This is a genomic window from Ottowia sp., from assembly GCF_047601385.1.
Taxonomy (GTDB): domain Bacteria; phylum Pseudomonadota; class Gammaproteobacteria; order Burkholderiales; family Burkholderiaceae_C; genus Ottowia.
On sequence record NZ_JASGJP010000001.1, the window covers coordinates 2,193,560 to 2,210,934 of the forward strand.

Sequence of the window (17,375 nt, forward strand, 5' to 3'; positions counted from 1 at the left end):
GTTGTGTCGGCTTGGCTTGAAGGAAACCCGGCGCCGGAACCGGGTTTCAGATGAAACAGGTCTCCAGCCGGCGCCTAGCTTGCGCCGGCAGCTCTTTATTTGATAGTGGCCCAGATGGCCGCCGGGCGGTCGTCGGCGCGGTGCACGGTGGTCACGCCCTTGCGCATGGCCCAGGGGCGGATCTGGTCGTGCAGGGGCAGGTAGTTGTAGTTGTCCTTCGCGGTCTGCAACGCTTCGTGGATCATGGCGTCGCGCTTCCTGGCGTCCATCTCGGTCTTGATCTGCTGGATCAGGCCGTCCCCCTTCGGGTCGCTCATGCGGCCGCTGTTGAAGTTGCCGGCCGCGCCGCCCTGGGGATCGACGGTGCCGATGAGCGAGTACAGCGCGTCGAACGTGGCCACGCCCCAGCCCGGCAGGTAGGCGCTGACCTCAAGCTTCTCGTTGTAGCGCACCAGGCCCTCGTCCACCATCCGCTGGTAGGCCCGCGTGGTCTGGTGGTTCTGCGCGTGGGGGTCGAAGGTGAGGATGTCGTTGGCGCCGACGATGCGCAGCGTCGCCGCCTGCGACAGCCCGGCCGCCGCCAGAACGGCCAGTGCCAGCGCGCCGCGGACGAAGGAAGGTCGTGCCATGAGAGATCCCTTTGCAACGGAGGTCGTGAAGGGATGCATGCTACATCGGGCCGGCGCATATGCCGCGCCCGATATACCCTCAGGGAGTAATATCCTCCAGCGCTTATAAGACGGGCGCCAGAGCATCATACTCTCGGGGAGTATCGGAAGGCCGCGGAGCAGGCCACCCCAGTGCACCCGCGGCCGGGGCTCCCCCGGTCTCCGGGTGCGTCCCCCTGGGGGGAAGGCGCGCCAGCGCCTCAGGGGGTCAGAATTTCGGCAGGTTGAACTGCGGCGGCACGCCCATGCGCGTGTTGATGAGCCACTGCTGCGCGATGGTCAGGATGTTGTTCGTGATCCAGTACAGCACCAGGCCGGACGGGAAGAAGAAGAACATCACGCTGAAGGCCAGCGGCATGATCCACATCAGCTTGGCCTGCATCGGGTCGGGCGGCGCGGGGTTGAGCGCGGTCTGCAGCAGCGTGGTCAGCGTCATCACCACCGGCAGGATGAAGTACGGGTCTTTCGCCGCCAGGTCGTGGATCCACAGGATCCAGGGCGCGCCGCGCATCTCCACGCTGGACAGCAGCACCCAGTACAGCGCGATGAACACCGGGATCTGCACCATGATGGGCAGGCAGCCGCCCATGGGGTTGACCTTCTCCTCGCGGTAGACGCGCATCATCTCCATCTGCATCTGCTGCGGGTTGTCCTTGTGGCGCTCGCGCAGCTCCATCACGCGCGGGTTGATGGCCTTCATCTTGGCCATGCTGGCGTAGGCCTTGGCGTTGAGCGGGTAGAACAGGATCTTCAGCAGGAACACCAGCGCCACGATCGCCCAGCCCCAGTTGCCCAGCACGCCGTGCAGCTTGTCGAGCAGCCAGTACAGCGGCTTGGACAGGATGGTGAAGAAGCCGTAGTCCTTGACCAGCTCCAGCCCGGGGGCGATGCTCTCCAGCACCTTCTCCTCCTGCGGGCCGACGAACAGGCGCGCGTCGGCGCTGTGCGTGGCGCCGGGCGCCACCGTGCCGGCCGGGGCGATCATGCCGGCGGCGTACAGGTTGGCGTCCACCTTGCGCGCGAAGTTCTCGTGGCCCTGGCCCGGCGCCAGCAGCCAGGCGCTGGCGAAGTAGTGCTGCACCATCGCCACCCAGCCGTCGGGCGAGGAGGCGGCGAACTCGGCCTTGCCCTTCTCGATGTCGGTGAACTCGACCTTCTGGAACTTCTTGGTGTCGGTGTAGAAGGCCGGCCCGGTGAAGGTGGAATAGAACGACGACTCGCCCGGCGGCTTGTTGCCGTCGCGCACCAGCTGCACGTAGAGCTGCGGACTGACCGGCTGGCCGCCGGCGTTGACCACCTCGTGCCTCACGTCGACCAGGTACGAGCCGCGCTTGAGCGTGTAGATCTTGTTCAGCCGCACGCCGCCCAGCTCGGGCGACTCGAAGCGCAGCACCAGCTCGCCCGCGCCGTCGGCCAGCGCGCGCTCGCCGACGAACCTCATCGGCGTCTTGTGGTTGGGGAACGGCCCGCCGATCAGGCCCGACTGCGCCTGATAGACGCGCGCGGCACTGGTGTCCAGCAGCACGAAGGGCTGCTCGGGATGATCCTGTTCGGGGTACTTGAGGAACTCGCTCTTGACGATCGAGCCGCCCTCGGTGTCGAACACCAGCTTGAGCACGTCGGTGCGCACCTCGATGCGCTCGCGCGCGACGGCAGCGGTGTCGGGCGCGGCGGCAGCCGGCCCGCCGGTGGGCGGCGCCGCCGTCGCCACGGCGGAACCAGGCGTGGCGGCGGGCACCGCGGCGGCCGGCGCGCTGGCCGTTTTCGCCGGCGCCGAGGCGCTGGGGAAGAAAGTGGCCTTGCGGCCGTTGTGCACCTGCCACTGGTCCCACAGCATGACCAGCGAGAAAGCGAAGACCACCAGGAGGATGGCGCGGCGAATGTCGTTCATGACGGGCGGTGAGGCTGGTCCGGCGCGGTGCGCGCGGCGCCCGCCAGGGGGGTGAATAAACGGGGCTTGCCGGCCGGCACCGGATCGCAGCCGCCCGCGCACCATGGGTGGCAGCGCGCCAGCCGGCGCAGCGTCAGGTAGCTGCCGGCCGCCGCGCCGTGGCGCTCCAGCGCCTCGATGCCGTAGCGCGAGCAGGTCGGCTCGAAGCGGCAGGCCGAGCCCAGCCAGGGCGAGAGCAGCAGGCGGTAGCCCTTGAGCAGGCCGATCAGCAGGCCGCGGATCATGCGCTGCCCCGCTCGAACAACTGCTGCAGTTCGGCCCGCACGGCGCGCCGCAGCGCGTCGGAGCGCGCGCTGGGGAACTGCGCCGGCGCGAACGCCGACCGCAGGCGCACCAGGTGGGCGCCCGCGCCGAGCGGAGGAATCAGGGCATCGCCCACGGCGTAGATCTGTCTGCGGATGGCGTTGCGCGTCACGGCCCGCCGCGCCCAGCGCTTGGGCGCCATGGCGCCCAGCCAGGCCGCGTCGGCCGGGGCGAACAGCGCCGGGCCACCGCCAGCGGCCGACGGCAGCCGATGCAGGGCGAAATGGGCCGTGCGCGCGACCGCCGGCGTGCCGAGCAGGGCCTGGAACTGGGCCCGCGTGCGCAGGTGCCGGGCGTGCATGCGGGCTGGGTCACGCGCGTGGCGGGCAGCGCGGGCGGGCCGATCAGACGGCCAGGCGCTTGCGGCCCTTGGCGCGGCGCGCCTTGATGACCGCGCGACCGCCGCGGGTCTTCATGCGGACCAGAAAGCCGTGCGTGCGGGCGCGGCGCGTCTTGGAAGGCTGGTAAGTGCGTTTCATGATGAGAAGCGTCCTGGAGGGAAGGCGGACCGGGCGCGCGGGCGCGGTCGTGGCTTGCTTGCCGGAGCCCGCAGCCAGCCGATGCCCGGCCGCGAGAAGGAAAACCCCGCATTATCGCAGAGAACGCCGCCGCCTCAAAGCGGCGGGCATCGCACCGGGGGCCGCCCCGCGATCCCGGGTTGTGGATAAGCCGGCCGCCCCGTAGAATCGCCACAGCCTCTCGCCCGATCTTGTCCACAATTCCCGCCTTCCCGTATGCATGAGCAACTCGCCGCCCCGCCGGCGGCCGGCGCCAGCGCCGCGCTGTGGCCGGCCTGCCTCGACCGGCTGGCCCAGGAGCTGCCCGAGCAGCAGTTCAACACCTGGATCAAGCCGCTGGCGGCGCAGCTCGCGCCCGACGCCTCCCGGCTGACCCTGTTCGTCGCCAACCGCTTCACGATGGACTGGATGCGCGCGCAGTACACCCAGCGCATCGCCGGCATCCTGGAGCAGCTGCAAGGCCACCCGGTGCAAATTGAGTTAGTGCTCGCTCCCAAAAAATCAACCGTAAAACAAGGGTTTTCAGATTCCGTTCGCGCGCCGAGCACCTCGGCGGAGCCCGCCCCGGCCGAGCCCGCGCCGGCCGCCGACGACGGCCGTGACGCCGGCGCGCCGCGCAGCCGGCTGAACACGGGCCTGAGCTTCGGCACCCTGGTCGAAGGCTCGGCCAACCGCATGGCGCGCGCGGCGGCGCTGCACGTGGCCGGGGCGCCGGGGCAGCTCTACAACCCGCTGTTCATCTACGGCGGCGTCGGCCTGGGCAAGACGCACCTGATGCACGCCGTGGGCAACAAGCTGCTGGAAGACCGGCCGGGCGCCAAGGTTCTCTACATCCACGCCGAGCAGTTCGTCTCGGATGTGGTCAAGGCCTACCAGCGCAAGACGTTCGACGAGTTCAAGGAGCGCTACCACTCGCTCGACCTGCTGCTGATCGACGACGTGCAGTTCTTCGCCAACAAGGAGCGCACGCAGGAGGAGTTCTTCAACGCCTTCGAGGCCCTGCTGGCCAAGAAGTCGCACATCGTGATGACCAGCGACACCTACCCCAAGGGCCTGGCGGACATCCACGAGCGCCTGGTGTCGCGCTTCGACTCGGGCCTGACGGTGGCGCTGGAGCCGCCCGAGCTGGAGATGCGCGTGGCCATCCTGATCAGCAAGGCCGCCGCCGAAGGCGCCGAGATGCCGGAGGAAGTGGCCTTCTTCGTCGCCAAGAACGTGCGCAGCAACGTGCGCGAGCTGGAGGGCGCGCTGCGCAAGATCCTCGCGTACTCGCGCTTCAACCAGAAGGAGATCTCCATCCCGCTGGCGCGCGAGGCGCTGCGCGACCTGCTCTCCATCCAGAACCGCCAGATCAGCGTCGAGAACATCCAGAAGACCGTGGCCGACTACTACAAGATCAAGGTCTCGGACATGTACAGCAAGAAGCGCCCGGCCAGCATCGCCCGGCCGCGCCAGATCGCCATGTACCTGGCCAAGGAGCTGACGCAGAAGAGCCTGCCCGAGATCGGCGAGCTGTTCGGCGGGCGCGACCACACCACCGTGCTGCACGCCGTACGCAAGATCGCCGCCGAGCGCCAGCAGCTGACCGAGCTGAACCAGCAATTGCACGTGCTGGAACAGACCCTGAAGGGTTGATCGGTGCGGCTCCGGCGCCCGAACCATTTGCGGCGACAATGCAGGGTTGCCCATCGCGCGCGCGACGTGGCGGAAAACTAGAGGGAAGACATGATCGTTCTGAAGACCACCCAACACCAGTTGCTGTCGGCGCTGCAGTCGGTCGCCGGCATCGTCGAGCGGCGCCACACGCTGCCGGTGCTGGCCAACGTGCTGATCCGCAAGAACGGCGGTGCGCTACAGCTCACCACCAGCGACCTCGAAATCCAGATCCGCACCGTCGCCGAGCTGGGCGGCGACAGCGGCCACTTCAGCACCACGGTGGGGGCGCGCAAGCTGATCGACATCCTGCGCACCATGCCGGCCGACCAGACGGTGAGCCTGGAGTCGCAGCAGTCCAAGCTGATCCTCAAGGGCGGCAAGAGCAAGTTCACGCTGCAAACCCTGCCGGCGGAAGACTTCCCGCTGGTGCAGGAGGCGCCCAGCTTCGGCCCCGCCTTCCAGGTGCCCCAGAAGACGCTGAAGAACCTGCTGGACCAGGTGGCCTTCGCCATGGCGGTGCACGACATCCGCTATTACCTGAACGGCATCTTGTTCGTGGCCGAGGGCAGGCAGCTCAGCCTGGTGGCCACCGACGGCCACCGCCTGGCCTTCACCAGCGCCACGCTGGACGTCGAGGTGCCCAAGCAGGAGGTGATCCTGCCGCGCAAGACCGTGATCGAGCTGCAGCGCCTGCTGTCCGACACCACGGCGCCCGAGGGGCAGGAAGCGCCCATGATCGAGATGCAGTTCGCCGCCAACCAGGCCAAGTTCAGCTTCGGGGGCATGGAGTTCGTCACCAAGCTGGTCGAGGGCAAGTTCCCCGACTACAACCGCGTCATCCCCAAGAACCACAAGAACAGCGTCACCCTGGGCCGCGCGCCGCTGCTGGCCAGCCTGCAGCGCACCGCCATCCTGACCAGCGAGAAGTTCAAGGGCGTGCGCCTGAACTTCGAGCCCGGCGCGCTGCGCGTGGCCTCCAGCAACGCCGAGCAGGAAGAGGCGGTGGACGAGCTCGACATCGACTACGGCGGCGACGCGATCGAGATCGGCTTCAACGTCACCTACCTGATCGACGCGCTGGCCAACATGAACCAGCAGGAGATGGTAACGGTCGAGCTGCAGGACGCCAACAGCTCGGCCCTGATCACCGTGCCCGACAACGCCCACTTCAAGTACGTGGTGATGCCGATGCGGATCTGAGCTTGCTCTTGATCTGAGAGCAACCAACGCCGACAACCCGCCCGCCAAGGCGGGTTTTGGCCTTCAAATGAGCGAAAAAGAAGTCATGACCGAACCCAGCCAGACCCCCGACAACCCGCAGCCTCAGGCCCCGCAAGGCGGCGAAGGCGGCTACGGCGAAGGCGCCATCCAGATCCTGGAAGGCCTGGAGGCGGTGCGCAAGCGCCCCGGCATGTACATCGGCGACACCAGCGACGGCACCGGCCTGCACCACCTGGTGTTCGAGGTGGTGGACAACTCCATCGACGAGGCGCTGGCCGGCTACTGCGACGACATCGTCGTCACCATCCACAGCGACAACTCGGTCAGCGTGGTGGACAACGGCCGCGGCATCCCCACCGGCGTGAAGATGGACGACAAGCACGAGCCCAAGCGCTCGGCCGCCGAAATCGCCCTGACCGAGCTGCACGCCGGCGGCAAGTTCAACCAGAACAGCTACAAGGTCTCCGGCGGCCTGCACGGCGTGGGCGTGAGCTGCGTGAACGCGCTGTCCAGCTCGCTGCGGCTGGTGGTGCGGCGCGACGGCAAGAAGCACGAGCTGGAGTTCAGCCGCGGCTTCGTGCAGGACCGCATCGTCGAGACCGTGAACGGCGTGGAAATCTCGCCCATGAAGATCACCGGCGACACCGAGAAGCGCGGCACCGAGGTGCGCTTTCTGCCCGACACCGAGATCTTCAAGGAGAACCATGAGTTCCACTACGAGATCCTCAGCAAGCGCCTGCGCGAACTCAGCTTTTTGAACAACGGCGTGCGCATCCGCCTGGTGGATGAGCGCAGCGGCAAGGAAGACGACTTCTCCGGCGCCGGCGGCGTCAAGGGCTTCGTGGACTTCATCAACGGCGGCAAGCGCGTGCTGCACCCCAACGCCTTCCACGCCACCGGCGCGCGGCCGGCCGACACCTACGGCGGCATCCCTGGCACCGAGATCGGTGTCGAGGTGGCCATGCAGTGGAACGACGGCTACAACGAGCAGGTGCTCTGCTTTACCAACAACATCCCGCAGCGCGACGGCGGCACCCACCTGACGGGCCTGCGCGCGGCCATGACGCGCGTGATCGGCAAGTACATCGCCGACAACGAGCTGGCCAAGAAGGCCAAGGTGGACGTGTCCGGCGACGACATGCGCGAGGGCCTGACCTGCGTGCTGAGCGTGAAGGTGCCCGAGCCCAAGTTCAGCAGCCAGACCAAGGACAAGCTGGTCAGCAGCGAAGTGCGCGCGCCGGTGGAAGACATCGTCGCCAAGGCGCTCACCGACTACCTGCAAGAGCGCCCGGGCGACGCCAAGATCCTGTGCGGCAAGATCGTCGAGGCCGCCCGCGCCCGCGAGGCCGCCCGCAAGGCGCGCGAGATGACGCGCCGCAAGGGCGTGCTCGACGGCTTCGGCCTGCCCGGCAAGCTGGCCGACTGCCAGGAGAAAGACCCGGCGATGAGCGAGATCTACATCGTCGAGGGCGACTCCGCCGGCGGCAGCGCCAAGCAGGGGCGCGACCGCAAGTTCCAGGCCATCCTGCCGCTGCGCGGCAAGATCCTGAACGTGGAGCGCGCGCGCTACGAAAAGCTGCTGACCAGCAACGAGATCGTCACCCTCATCACCGCGCTGGGCACCGGCATCGGCAAGACCGCCGCCGACTCCGGCAAGAGCGCGGCCGACGACTTCAACATCGACAAGCTGCGCTACCACCGCGTCATCATCATGACCGACGCCGACGTGGACGGCGCGCACATCCGCACCCTGCTGCTGACCTTCTTCTACCGCCAGATGCCCGAGCTGGTCGAGCGCGGCCACATCTACATCGCGCAGCCGCCGCTGTACAAGGTCAAGGCCGGCAAGGAAGAGCTGTACCTGAAGGACGGCGCCGCGCTGGACGGCTTTCTGATGCGCGTGGCGCTGAAGGACGCCGTGGTGCACACCGGCGCGCATGCCGACGGTTCGGCGCCGCAGCAGATCAGCGGCGACACCCTGGCCGAGCTGGCGCGCAAGTACCAGCTGGCCGAGGGCGTGATCGAGCGCCTGTCGCAGTTCATGGACGCCGAGGCGCTGCGCGCCATCGCCGGCGGCGTGGCGCTGAACCTGGACAGCACCGAGGCCGCCGAGGCCAGCGCCGCCGCGCTGCAACAGCGCCTGACGGCCATGCAGGCCAACGGCAGCGCGCCCGAGGTGGCCAGCGAGTTCGACGTGCGCAGCGACAAGCCCATCCTGCGCATCAGCCGCCGGCACCACGGCAACATCAAGAGCAGCGTCATCACGCAGGACTTCGTGCACGGCGCCGACTACGCCGCGCTGGCCGAAGCCGCGCAGACCTTCAAGGGCCTGCTGGGCGAAGGCGCCCGCGTCACGCGCGGCGAAGGCGAGCGCCAGCGCGAGGAGCGCGCCGGCGACTTCCGCCAGGCCATGCAATGGCTGCTGGCCGAGGCCGAGCGCACCAGCAGCCGCCAGCGCTACAAGGGCCTGGGCGAGATGAACCCCGAGCAGCTGTGGGAAACCACGATGGACCCCGAGGTGCGCCGCCTGCTGCGCGTGCAGATCGACGACGCCATCGAGGCGGACCGCGTGTTCACCACGCTGATGGGCGACGAGGTGGAGCCGCGCAGAGTCTTCATCGAGACGAATGCGCTGAGGGCGATGAACATCGACGCGTGAGTGCGTTGGGCGTCACTGAATATTGGAGACTCCTCACCTCAAAGCTGCCACATGTGGTGCTGTCAAGCCGGCGCCGCCATGTCTTGGAAGATTGCGCTCTTGCCGCAGGGTAGCCCGCCCGGAAGCCGGTTCAGGTCGAACGCACCGTTGCCCTGATCTCATCACGGACGCACCAGGCTCCTTCCCACATCATCTTCCTCCCCGGCCCTTGCAAACGGCTTTGGCCCAGTTGCGCAGCCGTCTGCTCCGCTATGGCCAGCGCTCTTGCAGCACATCGAACAGCGGCCTTTCTTCCATCCCTTCAGCGAACCTTTAGACGGAACAAGGGCGTTGGCCATTGCAAATGCGAGACCCCCTTGCGGAGCATCGGCGCCCAGCCGAGTTGAGCGATGGGCAACCACAAGTACCCATCGGGGCTCAGCCAAGGCGCGTCTGCCCAGCGGAGACGATCGTCCTGGATGATCGTCTCCATGGTGCCGTTGGGTGCGAGTCTGCGAATGGAGCAGTCGTTGATCGCATTCAGATAGAGCACGCCATCGGAGTCGATCGCCGAGCCGCTCAGGGGTGGGGTATCCACCCAGAATCCAAGTCCATGGCTGAGCTGCTCTGGAGTAGCAGCCGCAGAAGTCAGTAGTGCGACGTCGATGCGCGCGAGGCCGCCGTTCAGCGGTTGGATGTAGAGCCAGCGCCCATCGGGAGAAACTTCCAGTTGGTTCGCGCTGGTACCGAACGGCTTGCCGTTTGGCCACATGAGAGGTTCGCCGTCCACCATGACGGGGCGCTTCTCCGCGTCCATCACCAACAGGGGATGCTGAACAAGCACACGGCGAAGCAAGCCGGAGCCCAGATCCATCAGCACGACAGAGCCCATGCCACTTTCCGATATGAATGCATGCTGCCCGTGGAATCGAATATCGTTTGGCGATGCGCCGGGATCTGCAAGCACACGATCCAGCGAATGCACGCGCTTGACAGTGCCACTGGAAACGTCGAAGACCACGAGCTTTGCCCCTCTCTCCAGTCGGGGGCTCGCCGCCGGTAAACCAGCATCCACCACCCACAACTCATCGCCTTTGGAGTTCAACCGGACCGCGTTGACGTTGACGAGAGATTTGAATGCGTCGCCGCCCGCCCGCCAGTTATTCCATTCATTTCCCGGCCATGGATGAAGTGCGCCTTGGCGGTCGATCTCTCCAACCCCGGCAGAGGGGCCCAGCCAATTGGGCAGCGCGACGAAGCGCCGCCCCTCTGGGGTGATGGCAATACCGTTCCACAGCGCATTGTGGCTGACAGCCATAGTCTCCAGCCTGTCGCTCGCAGAAAACGCCAGCGAGGTAGAAAGCCCGACGGTGGCAGCGCCAACCAGGAATGCGCGCCGATCAACATATGGCATAGATGTCTCCTTTGAAATCCACGCGGATGATCCGCGTCGGGATGTATTCAATCAGCAGAAAGCCGCCGCTCGAACGATCACGGGCGGCGGGCGTTGGTGCACTGGACTCGGCCGCGGACGATGCCCGCCTCAAGCAAAATCACTCTGCCTTGATGCCGGCGGCTTTGATCAGTTCTTTGGAGCTGGTGTATTCGTCCAGGATCATCTGACCCATGACTTGGGGCGTGCCGCCGCTGGCGTTCATCCCTTGGCTGGCCAGGGCCTCGCGCAAGGCCGGAGCCTCCAGCACTTTGTTGATCTCGGCGTTCATGAGTGCCACCACGTCCGCCGGGGTGCCACGTGGCGCAAGGATGCCATGCCAGGTCAGATGGGTGCAATCGACCTGGATGATCTCCGTGACGGTCGGAATATCCGGGGCGCTTTCCCAGCGTGCCGATGACGTGACGGCCAGCGCCTTGAGCTTGCCCGCCTTGATGTGCGGCATGGCTGCCGCCAGCGTGCAAGCAGCCAGCGGGATCTGACCCGCCACGGCATCGAGCAATGCGGGGCCTGATCCGCGGTACTGAATGGCGAGCAGCTTGATCTTTGCCACGTACTGGAACAACTCGCATGCGATGTGGCTCGGCACCCCAATTCCCGGACTGCCGTAGGCGATCCTGCCCGGCGATGCCCTCGCCTGGTCGATCAGTTCGCGCAGCGACCCGAAAGCTGCGTTCGGCGATGCCACCAGCACGGAAGGACCGCGCGCCAACTCAATCACCGGAACGAAATCGTCCAATTGATAAGCGGACTGCGGCAGCAGCGTGACGTTCACTGGATAGTTATTGCCCGTGAACAGGAATGTGTGGCCATCATGCGCGCTCTTTGCGGCCTGAATGCCCACATTGCCTGCGCCACCGGGCTTGTTCTCCACGAAAACCTGTTGGCCCAGTGCCCTGGACAAGCGCTCAGCCACCATCCGGGCATTGGCGTCGGCCGCCCCACCCGGCGCAATGGGAACGACGATGCGCACGGGCCTCTGGGGCCAGTTCTGCGCCCACAGCGGGCCGCTGCCGGCAAATGCCGCACTGCCAAGCGCGCCCAGGGCGGCGCGACGATTCATGGTGCTTTTCATTCGTTTGTCTCCTTTGGTTTTGTGATTGATCTCATGCGGGCTACGCAGCCGCGTGCAGATGCACGACATTGGCCTGCGCCAGGGTCTCTATCTCGTCGTTTCCAAAGCCGGCGGCCTGCAGGACTTCGCGCGTATGCTCACCGTAGAGAGGCGCGCCGCGCCGCGTCATGCCGTTGCCATGCGAGAACTTGATGGGCAGGCCCAGCGCCTGCATTTCGCCGGCAACGGGATGGTCCACGTGGATCACCATGTCCCGCGCCTGGGTCTGCGGGTCTTCCAGCGCCTGTTTGATGGTCTTCACAGGCCCCGCTGGCACGCCTGTCCGCTCGAAGGCGGCCACCCAGTGGTCTGTGCTCCGCATCCTCAGGACTGCCGTCATGAGCTCGACCAGCTCCTTGCGGTTCCGCATGCGCGCCGCGTTGGTGGAAAAGCGCTCGTCGTCCGCGATCCATGGCATGTCCAGGGCCTGGGCGGTACCGCGCCAGGTCGGCTCGGACATCGCCCCCACGTTGATCCAGCCGTCGGCCGTCGGAAACGCCTGGTAGGGAGCCGCCACGGGATGTGCCGACCCCATCGGCCCGGCGCATTCGCCGGTGGCGAAAGCCATAGCCGCCGGCCAGTAGGTATGGATCAGCGAGGCTTCCAGCAGCGACGTATCCACGTACTGGCCCAGGCCCGTTCTCAGCCGTTCGATGTACGCGGCGAGCGCGCCCGTCGCAGCGAGGATGCCCGCCGTGACGTCGCCGACCGGCACCCCCACCTTCACCGGCGGCCGGCCTTCGCCCTCGCCGGTCAGACCCATGAGGCCCGAGAGGCCCTGGGAGATCAGAATCCAGCCCCGCCCGCTGCGCATAGGGGCCGTTCGTGCCGAAACCGGTGATCTTGCAATAGACCAGGCGGGGGTTTGACTCACTCAGCGCCGCATAGCCCAGGCCCATTTTTTCCATTGTTCCGGGGCGGAAGTTCTCGATCACGATGTCCGCCTGGTCGAGCAGCCTGCGCGCGACATCACGCCCCTGCGCCGTCTTCAGATTCAGCGCGATGGCGCGCTTGTTGCGGTTCAGGATCATGAAGGAGGCCGACTGCCCGCCCAGTGCCGGCGGCGTCGTGCGGCGGGTGTCGTCCCCGCCTGGAAGCTTCTCGACCTTGACGACGTCCGCCCCCATGTCGGCCAATAGCAGCCCGGCTACAGGCCCTGCCATGATGTGCGCGAGTTCGATCACCCGAACACCCGCCAGCGGCCCTTTTCTTGTCGGATCCACAGTCTTCATGGCTGTTAGCGCCCCTCGAATCTCGGCGCGCGCTTGGCCAGGAACGCACGGGACCCTTCGTGGAAGTCGTAGGTCTCGAAACATTCGTAGGCTTCAGCGTGCTCAGCGGCGCTCAGCGGCGCCGGGTTGCGCAGGCGGTTCACGAACTTCTTGTGCCACTGCGCGGACAAGGGCGCCATGGATGTGATGCGGTCCACGGCCTTGCGAACCTCCTCCTCGAAGTCCGCAACGGGCACCACGCGCGTCAGCATGCCCTTCGCGGCCGCCTCGGCTGCGCCGAAAATGCGCCCTTCGAGCAAGATCTCGAGCGCGACCACAGGCCCGAAGGAAAGAACCACCCCTTCGAGTTCCGGATAGGCCAATGCGCCACCGAGCTTGCCGATCGGAATACCGAAGCGGGAGTTGTCGGTGGCAATGCGCAAGTCGCAGCAAGCCGCCAGTTCCAGACCGCCACCGACGCACACGCCGCGGATGGCCGCCAGCGTGGGCACCGGACAATCCAGCAAGGCCCGAAGAGCCGGGTGCACGCGACGCATGGAATTGGTTGCCGTCGCCTTGTCCGACCGGATCCGCTCGAACTCGGAGATGTCGAGACCGCTGCCGAAGGCTTCTTCGCCCTCTCCGCGAAACACGATGCACCGGAGTGTGGGATCCTGAGCGAGAGCCGCCATCTCCTCACTCAATTGTTCGCACATCGCCAGGTTCACCGCATTGCGCTTGGTCGGGTTGTCCAGGGTCACCGTCGCCACGTATCCGGCGCGGTCAACCTTGATGCGTCCAGTCATTTCTCTGTCTCCTTGGGATGATGTCGTCACATGCAACTCACACCCTGATCACCGCTTCTCGTTCACGAAACGCTGGATTGGCCCGCCGCTCGATGGCCGTGCAAGGATGCTCTGGACTCAATGTAGGGCGTTCGCACGGCGGCGGCCAATACGATCTAGGACACGCGGTATTCCCGCCGAGAATGACCCGCCGCACTAGGATCGCCCCATGGACCTCCGTCAGCTCAAATACTTCACTCGCATCGTGGAAGCCGGCAGCCTCTCGCGGGCTGCGGAGGTTCTGTACGTGGCGCAGCCGGCCCTGTCCAAGCAGATCGCGCAAATGGAAAGCAGCCTGGGTGTCCAGCTGCTGTCGCGCAGCGTGCGCGGCATGACGCCAACCGAAGCCGGCCTTGCCGTCTATCGGAGCGCAAAAATCATCCTGAAGCAGATCGAGGCGACCTACTCGCTGGCCAATGCCGCCAAGGGTCAGGTTCGCGGCAGCGTCGCGGTAGGCCTGCCCTGGACTCTTTCGGTCACGTTGGGGCTGGCGCTGCTGCGGCGCGTCAATGAGCGGCTGCCAGGCGTACGCCTGGAATTGACTGAAGAACCTACCTTCACGCTCTCTCGATCCCTGAGCCTGGGGAAACTGGATATGGCCCTGATGCTTGCGACGGACCGGCACGTTGGCCTGGCGTTCAAACCGCTCGTGCGTGAGCGCCTGTATCTCACGGGCGCCAAAGGCTCCCTGGCAGGTCGGCTCGAGTGCCAGGCAAAAGATCTGGTGGACTATCCGCTGCTGCTACCGAGCCGCCCCAATGCCACGCGCGAGGCGCTTCAGAAAATCTGGGATGCCCAAGGCGTGCAGCCAACGATTCTGGCCGAGATCAACGCCCAGTCGATCGCCATCGAGGCGATGCACAGCGGCTATGCCTTCAGCATCGTGCCCGCCTGTGTAGTGAGCGCGAAATGGCAGGCAGGTCTCTTGGATGCGGCTGTGCTGACCGATCCGGGGCTGGACCGGACCGTCTGCCTGGCTACGGCCGTCGAGCTTCCGACGACCGAAGCCGCGGAGCGCGTCAAGGAACTGATTTTGGAAGTTATCGCGGATGCAGTGAACGAGGGGCCCTGGGAAGCCACCTTGGCAGCCTGAGTCCAAGCGCGTCCGCCCCGCAATGGCCGAGACGCGCTTGGAGTTGAAGTGGAATCGAATGACCGGCGCGCAGGTACGCGCCCGGGCTTTTGCGAGCTGGCGCGCATGCCGGAGCGACGCAGAGCGTGTTCGACCAGATGGACGCCGTGCGCGACAGCCAGTGCAACCGGGTGCCGCCAGGCGAGGTCAGCGGACTTCTGGCCGCCGCAGGCAGGTTTCATGAATGAAATAGAGCTTCAGCGCCCGTCCAGCAATCGTCAGCAGCTATAAAAACCATATCAACCGGCGGCATCAAACCCCCAGATACGCCCGCCGCGCCCCCTCATCCCCCGCCAGCTCCGCCATCGTCCCCGCAAAGCGGATCTGCCCCTTCTCCAGCACGCAGGCGCGGTCGCTCACCAGTTCGGCGAAGTGCATGTTCTGCTCCGACAGCAGCACGCTCACGCCCTGCGCCTTCAGCGCCAGGGCGATCCGGGACGATTAGACGGCCCACGCGAGGAGCCAGCGGTTGCCGATGGCCCTGGGGCATCACGAGTACCTAGGGTCGGGGCAACGCGGCCTCCGGGTTGAAAGGAGTTCCTTTTGTGATGTGCATTCAACATCAATGGATGTACAATGCACAACAAAACAACCCAAGGCAGCCATGAACACCCAGATGCTTTCCGAGCTGTTCGGCGGCGCGGAGCGCTACAAGGCGCTGCAATGCCTGTTCGCCCACCCCGCGCGCGACTTCGGCGCGCGGGATCTGGCGGGCGCGGCGCGCATCGACCCCGGCAACGCTTCGCGCTGGCTGCGGCGCTGGGCGGACGCCGGGCTGCTGGAGCGCAAGGAAGTCCTCAAACGCCCCCGCTACAGCGCGTCGCGCGACCCGGCGCTGGCGCACCTCAGGCTGTTCTTCCAGCAAGGCAGCGAGCTGGCCCAGGTGCTCGGCGCGCGGGTCGCCGAGCTGGGTGATCGGGTCGAGGCGGCGGCCATCTTCGGCTCCACCGCGCAGGGCACCGACGGCACGGACAGCGACATCGACCTGCTATTGCTCACCGGCATGCCCAAAGTGGAAGCCCAGGCGCTTTTCAAGCCCGCCGGCCGCAAGCTCAAGCGCCCGGTCAACGTGCTCACCTACGAGCCCGGCCGCTGGCGGGAAGCCGTGGCAAGCGGCAATCCATTCACGCGCGAAATCCTGAGCGGCGCGCTCATCCCCCTGAAGGGAGACCTGCATGCCGCTGCGTAAACCCGAGGACTTTCTCGCCGAGGGCAGCAAGGTTTTCCGCCGCGCCCCCGTGAACCGCGAATCCATACAGGGCTGGGTGGCGATCTCGCAGGCCAAGGCCAAGGATTCGCTGAACCCCGACAACTCCACCAGCACCCGCCTGGGCGCGGCCTACGACGCCGTGTTCAACCTGGCGCTCGCCGTGCTGGCCGCCCAGGGCTGGCGCTGCACCGCCGCGGACGGGCATCATGCGCAGGCGTTGGAAGCCGCCTGCGCCCATGCCGGAACGACGCAGGGCGTGTTCGACCAGATGGACGCCGTGCGCGACGTGCGCAACAGCCAGTACAACGGCGTGCCGCCAGGCGAGGGCGATGTGGCGCTCGCCCAGGCGTGCATGAACCGCCTGGTGCCGCAGCTGCTGGCGTTGCTGGCGCCGGTGCTGGGAAAGAAATAGCGCGGCGGCGAGGTCGATGCACTGCTGGCCGCCGCAGGCAGGTTTTTATGAATTAAACAGGGCTACAGCGCCCGTCCAGCAAGCGTCAGCAGCTATAAAAACCATATCAACCAGCGGCATCAAACCCCGAGATACGCCCGCCGCGCCCCCTCATCCCTCGCCAGTTCCGCCATCGTCCCCGCAAAGCGGATCTGCCCCTTCTCCAGCACGCAGGCGCGGTCGCTCACCAGTTCGGCGAAGTGCATGTTCTGCTCCGACAGCAGCACGCTCACGCCCTGCGCCTTCAGCGCCAGGATGGCCTGGGCCATCTGCTCGACGATGACGGGGGCCACGCCTTCGCTGGGTTCGTCCAGCAGCACGAGGGTGGGGTTGCCCATCAGCGTGCGGGCGACGGTGAGCATCTGCTGCTCGCCGCCGCTCATCTGGCCGCCGGGGCGCTCGGGCATCTCGGCCAGGTTGGGGAACAGCGCGAACAACTGCGCCTCGGTCCACGCGGGGGCGGCGCTGCCGTCGGGCCAGCGGCGCGGCGGCTGGCGGCCGACGGCCAGGTTCTCGCGCACCGTCAGATCGGTGAAGATGCGGCGGTTCTCGGGCACGAAGCCCAGGCCCAGGCGCGCGCATTCGTGCGGCTCGGCGCGCGAGAGGTCGCGCCCCATGAAGCGCACGCCGCCCTTGCGGCGCGGCACCAGGCCCATCAGGCCTTTCAGCGTGGTGGACTTGCCGGCGCCGTTGCGCCCCATCAGCGCCACCACCTCGCCGCGCCGCACCTCCAGATCGACGTCGAACAGGATCTGCGCGGCGCCGTACCAGGCGCACAGGCGCTCGGCTTGCAGCAGCACTTCAGCCATGTTCGGCCTTCCGCCGAACCTGGAAACGGCAGTTGAACGCGCTCGCCAGTGCCGCGCTCGCCGTGCCAGGCAAGGCGCGAGGACGCGGCAGGCTCGCGCCTGCAAGGACGAGCAACGCCGCATGGCGCGGCGAGCGCGGCACTGGCGAGTGCGTAGCGCTGTCACCCCACAGGTGAACGTGATCGAAGCACCGAA

Annotated in this window: 16 protein-coding genes and 2 pseudogenes; 6 read left to right on the top strand and 12 right to left on the bottom strand. The window is 66.7% G+C overall.

Features of this window, described 5'->3' with window-relative positions; all coding sequences use genetic code 11:
- Window positions 1–95 precede the first annotated feature (95 nt).
- The 5 genes from QM772_RS10720 to rpmH all read right to left on the bottom strand — a co-directional run bounded on the left by QM772_RS10720 (window position 96) and on the right by rpmH (window position 3,401).
- Complete coding sequence (locus QM772_RS10720) at window positions 96–629, bottom strand: hypothetical protein (RefSeq protein WP_415136262.1); 534 nt, start codon at window positions 627–629, stop codon at window positions 96–98.
- A gap of 247 nt (window positions 630–876) precedes the next feature.
- Window positions 877–2,559: a membrane protein insertase YidC gene (gene yidC / locus QM772_RS10725; protein WP_415136264.1), complete on the bottom strand. Its 1,683-nt coding sequence runs from the start codon at window positions 2,557–2,559 to the stop codon at window positions 877–879.
- Window positions 2,556–2,843 carry a membrane protein insertion efficiency factor YidD gene (gene yidD / locus QM772_RS10730; protein WP_415136266.1) on the bottom strand — a complete coding sequence of 96 codons (288 nt, stop codon included), beginning with the start codon at window positions 2,841–2,843 and terminating at the stop codon, window positions 2,556–2,558. Before yidD ends, yidC begins: the two co-directional genes overlap by 4 nt.
- A complete protein-coding gene (locus tag QM772_RS10735; protein ID WP_415136268.1) occupies window positions 2,840–3,223 on the bottom strand; it encodes a ribonuclease P protein component in 384 nt (127 codons plus the stop codon). Before QM772_RS10735 ends, yidD begins: the two co-directional genes overlap by 4 nt.
- Before the next feature lie 43 nt (window positions 3,224–3,266).
- A complete protein-coding gene (gene rpmH, locus QM772_RS10740) occupies window positions 3,267–3,401 on the bottom strand; it encodes a 50S ribosomal protein L34 (RefSeq protein ID WP_124223019.1) in 135 nt (44 codons plus the stop codon).
- Between the two features lie 255 nt (window positions 3,402–3,656).
- Between rpmH and dnaA the strand changes: the two genes are divergently transcribed.
- From dnaA to gyrB, 3 genes are all read left to right on the top strand, one after another.
- Window positions 3,657–5,075 (top strand): chromosomal replication initiator protein DnaA, encoded by a 1,419-nt coding sequence (dnaA, locus tag QM772_RS10745; RefSeq protein ID WP_415136271.1) that lies wholly within the window; start codon window positions 3,657–3,659, stop codon window positions 5,073–5,075.
- A 90-nt stretch (window positions 5,076–5,165) separates the two neighbouring features.
- The gene (dnaN, locus tag QM772_RS10750; protein ID WP_415136273.1) at window positions 5,166–6,296 is read left to right on the top strand and encodes a DNA polymerase III subunit beta; all 1,131 of its coding nucleotides are present in this window, start codon (window positions 5,166–5,168) and stop codon (window positions 6,294–6,296) included.
- A gap of 85 nt (window positions 6,297–6,381) precedes the next feature.
- Window positions 6,382–8,976, top strand: coding sequence for a DNA topoisomerase (ATP-hydrolyzing) subunit B (gyrB, locus tag QM772_RS10755; protein WP_415136275.1), 2,595 nt, complete (start codon window positions 6,382–6,384; stop codon window positions 8,974–8,976).
- 301 nt (window positions 8,977–9,277) lie between these two features.
- Here gyrB and QM772_RS10760 read toward each other — a convergent pair whose 3' ends face one another.
- From QM772_RS10760 to QM772_RS10780, 5 genes and pseudogenes are all read right to left on the bottom strand, one after another.
- The gene (locus tag QM772_RS10760) at window positions 9,278–10,369 is read right to left on the bottom strand and encodes an SMP-30/gluconolactonase/LRE family protein (RefSeq protein WP_415136277.1); all 1,092 of its coding nucleotides are present in this window, start codon (window positions 10,367–10,369) and stop codon (window positions 9,278–9,280) included.
- 139 nt (window positions 10,370–10,508) lie between these two features.
- Window positions 10,509–11,483, bottom strand: coding sequence for a tripartite tricarboxylate transporter substrate binding protein (locus tag QM772_RS10765; protein ID WP_415136279.1), 975 nt, complete (start codon window positions 11,481–11,483; stop codon window positions 10,509–10,511).
- 40 nt (window positions 11,484–11,523) lie between these two features.
- On the bottom strand, window positions 11,524–12,285 hold the full coding sequence (locus tag QM772_RS10770; protein WP_415136281.1) for a CaiB/BaiF CoA transferase family protein: 762 nt from the start codon (window positions 12,283–12,285) through the stop codon (window positions 11,524–11,526).
- A gap of 88 nt (window positions 12,286–12,373) precedes the next feature.
- Window positions 12,374–12,838: pseudogene (locus tag QM772_RS10775) on the bottom strand (CoA transferase); the annotation flags it as partial.
- A complete protein-coding gene (locus tag QM772_RS10780; protein ID WP_415136283.1) occupies window positions 12,760–13,539 on the bottom strand; it encodes an enoyl-CoA hydratase-related protein in 780 nt (259 codons plus the stop codon). The gene QM772_RS10780 and the pseudogene QM772_RS10775, both read right to left, overlap by 79 nt.
- A gap of 208 nt (window positions 13,540–13,747) precedes the next feature.
- Here QM772_RS10780 and QM772_RS10785 point away from each other — a divergent pair, with 208 nt between their 5' ends.
- Entirely contained in the window at window positions 13,748–14,671 is a 924-nt protein-coding gene (locus QM772_RS10785) for a LysR substrate-binding domain-containing protein (protein WP_415136285.1), read from the top strand.
- Window positions 14,672–14,962: 291 nt separating this feature from the next.
- On the opposite strand, the pseudogene QM772_RS10790 reads toward QM772_RS10785, so the two are convergent.
- Window positions 14,963–15,136: pseudogene (locus QM772_RS10790) on the bottom strand (ABC transporter ATP-binding protein); the annotation flags it as partial.
- A 178-nt stretch (window positions 15,137–15,314) separates the two neighbouring features.
- On the opposite strand from QM772_RS10790, the gene QM772_RS10795 reads away from it, so the two are divergent.
- Together QM772_RS10795 and QM772_RS10800 are read left to right on the top strand one after the other, a co-directional pair.
- Complete coding sequence (locus tag QM772_RS10795; RefSeq protein WP_415136287.1) at window positions 15,315–15,899, top strand: nucleotidyltransferase domain-containing protein; 585 nt, start codon at window positions 15,315–15,317, stop codon at window positions 15,897–15,899.
- Window positions 15,886–16,332 carry a hypothetical protein gene (locus tag QM772_RS10800; protein ID WP_415136289.1) on the top strand — a complete coding sequence of 149 codons (447 nt, stop codon included), beginning with the start codon at window positions 15,886–15,888 and terminating at the stop codon, window positions 16,330–16,332. Before QM772_RS10795 ends, QM772_RS10800 begins: the two co-directional genes overlap by 14 nt.
- A 119-nt stretch (window positions 16,333–16,451) precedes the next feature.
- Here QM772_RS10800 and QM772_RS10805 read toward each other — a convergent pair whose 3' ends face one another.
- A complete protein-coding gene (locus QM772_RS10805) occupies window positions 16,452–17,180 on the bottom strand; it encodes an ABC transporter ATP-binding protein (RefSeq protein WP_415136291.1) in 729 nt (242 codons plus the stop codon).
- Window positions 17,181–17,375: the final 195 nt, after the last annotated feature.

Coding starts and splice junctions, on each gene's coding strand:
- QM772_RS10720 (WP_415136262.1), bottom strand. CDS start 629: ATGGCACGACCTTCCTTCGTCCGCGGCGCGCTGGCACTGGCCGTTCTG.
- yidC (WP_415136264.1), bottom strand. CDS start 2,559: ATGAACGACATTCGCCGCGCCATCCTCCTGGTGGTCTTCGCTTTCTCG.
- yidD (WP_415136266.1), bottom strand. CDS start 2,843: ATGATCCGCGGCCTGCTGATCGGCCTGCTCAAGGGCTACCGCCTGCTG.
- QM772_RS10735 (WP_415136268.1), bottom strand. CDS start 3,223: ATGCACGCCCGGCACCTGCGCACGCGGGCCCAGTTCCAGGCCCTGCTC.
- rpmH (WP_124223019.1), bottom strand. CDS start 3,401: ATGAAACGCACTTACCAGCCTTCCAAGACGCGCCGCGCCCGCACGCAC.
- dnaA (WP_415136271.1), top strand. CDS start 3,657: ATGCATGAGCAACTCGCCGCCCCGCCGGCGGCCGGCGCCAGCGCCGCG.
- dnaN (WP_415136273.1), top strand. CDS start 5,166: ATGATCGTTCTGAAGACCACCCAACACCAGTTGCTGTCGGCGCTGCAG.
- gyrB (WP_415136275.1), top strand. CDS start 6,382: ATGACCGAACCCAGCCAGACCCCCGACAACCCGCAGCCTCAGGCCCCG.
- QM772_RS10760 (WP_415136277.1), bottom strand. CDS start 10,369: ATGCCATATGTTGATCGGCGCGCATTCCTGGTTGGCGCTGCCACCGTC.
- QM772_RS10765 (WP_415136279.1), bottom strand. CDS start 11,483: ATGAAAAGCACCATGAATCGTCGCGCCGCCCTGGGCGCGCTTGGCAGT.
- QM772_RS10770 (WP_415136281.1), bottom strand. CDS start 12,285: ATGGGTCTGACCGGCGAGGGCGAAGGCCGGCCGCCGGTGAAGGTGGGG.
- QM772_RS10780 (WP_415136283.1), bottom strand. CDS start 13,539: ATGACTGGACGCATCAAGGTTGACCGCGCCGGATACGTGGCGACGGTG.
- QM772_RS10785 (WP_415136285.1), top strand. CDS start 13,748: ATGGACCTCCGTCAGCTCAAATACTTCACTCGCATCGTGGAAGCCGGC.
- QM772_RS10795 (WP_415136287.1), top strand. CDS start 15,315: ATGAACACCCAGATGCTTTCCGAGCTGTTCGGCGGCGCGGAGCGCTAC.
- QM772_RS10800 (WP_415136289.1), top strand. CDS start 15,886: ATGCCGCTGCGTAAACCCGAGGACTTTCTCGCCGAGGGCAGCAAGGTT.
- QM772_RS10805 (WP_415136291.1), bottom strand. CDS start 17,180: ATGGCTGAAGTGCTGCTGCAAGCCGAGCGCCTGTGCGCCTGGTACGGC.